Annotated in this window: 2 protein-coding genes and 1 pseudogene; all 3 read right to left on the bottom strand. The window is 39.8% G+C overall.

The window, feature by feature from the left end:
- Positions 1 to 321: 321 nt before the first annotated feature.
- Positions 322 to 2,742: pseudogene (locus AAEY57_RS18595) on the bottom strand (SLBB domain-containing protein); the annotation flags it as partial.
- 368 nt (positions 2,743 to 3,110) lie between these two features.
- The gene (locus AAEY57_RS18590; RefSeq protein ID WP_273002829.1) at positions 3,111 to 3,893 is read right to left on the bottom strand and encodes a DUF481 domain-containing protein; all 783 of its coding nucleotides are present in this window, start codon (positions 3,891 to 3,893) and stop codon (positions 3,111 to 3,113) included.
- Positions 3,894 to 3,999: 106 nt separating this feature from the next.
- The gene (locus AAEY57_RS18585; protein WP_024602508.1) at positions 4,000 to 4,818 is read right to left on the bottom strand and encodes a mechanosensitive ion channel family protein; all 819 of its coding nucleotides are present in this window, start codon (positions 4,816 to 4,818) and stop codon (positions 4,000 to 4,002) included.
- Between the last annotated feature and the right edge of the window lie 405 nt (positions 4,819 to 5,223).

Here is a 5,223-nt window from a genome sequence, read left to right as displayed (position 1 = left end):
TACAGGCTATTTAAACCCCGAAGCTCGCAACTCGTCACTTCCTTAATCCCTAACGGCTTCTCTTTACCCTCTGTGGTAAATAAAATCACTAACAGACGCGACATAAAGCCCCGTCTACAAAACCATTTTAACCACAGAGTACACCGAGGCGCTGCGCGCTTCACAGAGAAACAAGCTTGCGCGGCGTAAAGCCCCGCCTACAGGCTATTTAAACCCCGAAGCTCGCAACTCGTCACTTCCTTAATCCCTAACGGCTTCTCTTTACCCTCTGTGGTGAATAAAATCACTAACAGACGCGGGATAAACCCGCGCTACATTATATTAAATACCGCTTATGGCTGCTACTGCTACACCTAGTTGATATAGAATCTGTGTTGCGGTGCTCCAAAGCGTTAGCTTATCCATATGGCCTGCATCTAGTGGGACAACAATGGTATCGCCAGGTTCAAGTTGGTTTGAGTTATTAACTGCAAACCAGTTGCCGGTATTTGGTATTTTTACCGAGCCGTTGGCTTTTATAATGTAAATACGGTCATCAGCAGCGCGCTCTTTTAAGCCACCGCTTAGGTCTATATATTCGTCTACGCTTATACCTGCTTTATATAGATGCGAGGTAGAGTAGTTAACCTCACCTATTACACTAATTGAGTCGCGCTCACTTGGTACATAAAGTACATCGCCATCTTGCAGTACTAGGTTTTGCTCATTGTTAACAATAAGCGGTAAATCTATAACTAAACGGCCTACGGCATCAACGTTAGCAAGGTCCTTTAGCAACTTATTCATTTCATCGTAAGTAAGTGTGTTGCTACTTACTGAACTTTGAAAGCTTTTTGATGCTATATCACGGCGAAGCTCGGTAGATAAACGCGCTAGCTGTTGTTGCTCTTGTTTTTTAATTGATTGGCGAGTAAATACAGCGGCATTAGTGGCTGCAAACTCAGAAAAGCCACCAGCGCGTTCTAGTAAGTTACTTAAGGTTTCACCGCGGCGAATAGTATAGGTGCCCGGAAATTTAAGCTCACCTTTAAGCTCTACTTTTAAGTTTTCTTGCCAATTTGGTATAGCAAATATATTTACGCTGTCTTTACTTTGTAATGAAATATTAGATGCTGTTTTACCTTGCATGGCGCTTTTAAGGTCAAACTTAATATGCTCAATGTTTGATACATCGTTATTGGCAATTCTTGTTACTTCTGCTTGTTGTGTATAAGCCGACTCTAACAAGCCACCCGCTGCAGTAATTAGGTCTTTTACTTCACCGCCTTCCATTAACGGGTAAATGCCTGGGTACATTACACTGCCGCTAATTTCCACTATTTGCATCGCCTGCATTACACCAGCCTGCTGCTCTAACTTAGCAATTACCGGTTTAAGTAAATTATGGCGGCTGAACAAGGCATAACTTTTTGCATCTTCTTCTTGTTCTTTTAGCTTTTTCTCAAGCATTTGCGACATGCTTAAGTTTGGGTTTACCTCTTCAAACTCTGACTTTTCAGTAGTAACACCAACGTATTTTTCAAACTCTTTTTGTTGGTATTCATGCCAAAGCTCTGCTTTGCGTTGTTGATCTTGCTGCTCTTTAGTTAACGCTAAATTTGCAAGCGCTATATCTTCTAATGCTTTTTCTTCAAAACGACTGAATACAATAATTTTATCGTTAGGGTTAAGTGGTAAGTTGTTCTCAGTATTTTTTGTAATGGCTTTTGCTAAATCGAACTGATGAATTTCAATATCACCATTTACGTTGGTTTCACGCACTACTAATGCATAATCTAAATCGGCTTGCGGTAGTAAGTCACCACGTACTGAGCCTAATATGTCTGAAATGCGCTTACCCTTGTACCACTGGTAATTACCAGGGCGTACTACAGCACCAATTAAACTAATTGAAGTTTGGTATTGCTCACCAATCGCGCTAAAACGAATACGATCGCCATCTTGTGGAATGTAGTTAACTTGCTCTTTGCTAAAATCTACTGAAAGCACTTCTTTGTGTTGGTTATTAAAACGTTCAACTATCACGCTTTTAGCGTAAGCATTTGGCTTGATGCCGCCCGCCATTTTTAATAACTGCTCTGCCGTTTCGCCTTTTTTAAGCTCAAAAATGGCAGGACGTTTTACTAAACCATCAACGGTTACTTGCTCTCCGACCGACGGTATAAATACCACGTCACCCGGTTTTAAAATAATATCGTTGCTGCTATCACCGCGAATAAGTAAGTCGTATAAATCAAAGTTAGTAACAACCTTACCACCGCGTTTTACTTGAATATTGCGCAGTGAGGCAATATCAGACACGCCACCACTTACAAATAATGCATGCGACACAGTAGTCAATGACGATACACTATAACTACCTGGCTTGTAGGCCTCACCTAAAACCAAAATACGAATACTGCGAAGTTTACCAAGCGATACAAACGCTTTAACACCTATAATCTCTTGTTCAACTTTTACTTTTATTAACTCTTTAACTTCAGCAAAGGTTAAACCAGCTACCTGAACAGGACTTAAGTCGGGAATGTTAATACGTCCTTCACGGTCAACTATTACTTCATAGCTTGCGCTTTCTTTACCGTAAAAGTTGATTAATAGCTGATCGCCACGCCCCACTAAATACGTATCGGGTACTGCGGCGTTTTCGTTGGGCATAAATGTGGTGGGTTCGCCGGCAAATAAGTCATAACCGAATGGTTTTACCGTGTTATCTTCAGGCTTAAAGCGTTCTTCATCTGTAAAAGCTTGTTCGTCGGCGGTATTACGCTCACCTACTGTGGGTTTATCTTGTTCGTTATTTTTGCCACTGGCATTGCCTGCACCTTCAAGGCTTGAAATATCTACGCCATATTGCTTTGCAAGTGCCTGCTGTTGAGACTTAGGCAACTTTTGAAACTGCTCTAGTTGAGCGGCTGTTGGCGCAAATGCTAATGCGCTAAAGCTACATATAAGTACAAAAGCACTTAATAAATGTTTAATAACGTTCACGAGTAGGTATTTCCCTAGGTCTACAACCAAAATTGGTGGGTATCATACATTATTTATGGACAAATAAAAAAGGGACTTTAGCCCCTTTCATAGTTTTATTACAATTAATTTACTACTTGATGTTAAAAGCTGTAAACCAATGTTAATGAGGTCTCAGTGTCGGTTGCTTCTTTGTCATCAGCCACATCTGAGTTATTGGTGATATTGTAGGCTACTTTCATTTGTAACGAGCCATTAATTTTAGTAAGTAGCGCAGTTTCTGAGCGAGTTTTAGTATTAGTATCACCATATTCTACCGATACCAACTGAGTAAAACGTGCGTTGTCTGAAATTTTCCAGCTAAAGTCTAATTTACCTAAAGCAATTACTTCGCCTTCGTATTCACCCGCTAGTGAGTTGCCGTTTTCATCAACCTCTTCGCTTACATCTGGGTATTTAAAATACTTATAACCTGGACCAATTTCAGCATTTAGTTTCATGTTTGACTCGTTTAGTAAACGTAAACCATAACCCGCTGAAATAACCGACTCACTTCGGTATGCACCAAAGTAGTCAGATACGTGTGACCCATAAATAAATAAGTGGGCGTGCTTTTCATTTAACTTGTAATTACCTTGTGCTGAAATAGAGTACTTTTCGTTAGTACGCTGTTTTTCTTTTATGCCGTTTTCGTTCTCTACTTCATCTTCTTTGTAGATGCCGTCTAACTTATACTCGTTATTCCAGCTTTCTAAGTTATGTAATACTTTAATACCGCCTTTTAAGGTCGTTGTTTCGGTATTACCGCTGGTAATAATAGCGCCTACTTCGCTGGTAACTTCCCAGGTTTTTTGTTCTTCTTCTGCTGCAAATGCATTGGTTGTAGCTGAGGCTGCTACTAAAATTGATAAAAGCTTAAGTTTCATTAAAAAATAACCCTGTAAAAAATGTATTAATACCTATTAAAAAAACAGCGCGCATATTAATAAATCGAATTTGAGCGCTGCCTTAATAAATAAGTATTTTAAAAAATTAGTCTTGCTTGTGAAAATGTACATCCATTTGCGGGAATGGAATGGTAATGTCTGCGTCGTCTAACGCTATTTTAATGTTTTCCATTAACGACCAGTATGTTGGCCAGTAATCTTCTGAGTTAACCCACGGGCGCACTATAAAGTTAACGCTTGAATCGGCAAGTTCAGAAACTGATACATTGTATGCAGGATCTTTTAAAATACGCGATTCGTTATCAAGCACTGATTTAAGTACTTCTTTTGCTTTTCGTAAGTCGGCGTCGTAGCCAACGCCAATCACAAGGTCAACGCGGCGTGTTGATTCGCGCGAGTAGTTAATAATTGCATCTGACATGATTTTTGAATTAGGCATTACAATAACTTTGTTATCGGGTGTGCGCATTTCAGTTGAGAATATTTCGATTTTTTTAATCGTACCGGCTTTACCGCCAGCTTCAACGTAGTCACCTGATTTAAATGGGCGAAGTAGAATAATTAATACGCCTGACGCAAAGTTAGATAACGACCCTTGCAGTGCTAAGCCAACGGCTAAACCTGCCGCACCTAAAATAGCAATGAATGATGTGGTTTCGATGCCAATTTGTGACAGCGCCATTAAAATAGTGGCTGCAAATACAATGGCATATACAATACTAGAGACAAACGATGAAACCGCTTTATCTACTTTTTTCTTGTCGAATGCTTTTTCGGTTAACTTTGCACAAAATTTAGCAATTCGTCCACCCAGTAAAAATATAACAAGCGCTATGACTGCTTGAATACCGTAGTGTAAGATTAAGCCTGAATTTTCATTCAGCCAATTGAGTATTGAATCCATATTAACTCCTGATAGTGTTATTAAGCAGTTTAGCCGTGTTGTTTATTGTATTGTAAATCTTTAATACGTGTTTGCAACAGCGTATTTCGAGGTTCTAGGTTCTAGGTTCTAGGTTCTAGGTTCTAGGTTCTAGGTTCTAGGTTCTAGGTTCTAGGTTCTAGGAATTTAAAAACCTTACGGTTAATATAGCAAGGTTTTTTATACCCGTAGGCGGGAGTTTACCTCGCGCAGGGTTTAATAAAATGCGCGGGATAACCACCGCCCACGTTCAATACAAACATCATGCTTGGCTTAATCTCTACCTAAAATCTTTGTCTTTAATCTCTTCCTCTGTGAACTCTGTGACCTCTGTGGTAAATAGTGTTTTAATTTTTTGCACCACAGAGTACACCGAGGCGCTACGCG

Source organism: Pseudoalteromonas sp. MER144-MNA-CIBAN-0113, assembly GCF_040308965.1.
GTDB lineage: Bacteria > Pseudomonadota > Gammaproteobacteria > Enterobacterales > Alteromonadaceae > Pseudoalteromonas > Pseudoalteromonas tetraodonis.
This window is presented reverse-complemented; position numbering and strand designations above follow the sequence as displayed.

Coding starts and splice junctions, on each gene's coding strand:
- AAEY57_RS18585 (WP_024602508.1), bottom strand. CDS start 4,818: ATGGATTCAATACTCAATTGGCTGAATGAAAATTCAGGCTTAATCTTA.
- AAEY57_RS18590 (WP_273002829.1), bottom strand. CDS start 3,893: ATGAAACTTAAGCTTTTATCAATTTTAGTAGCAGCCTCAGCTACAACC.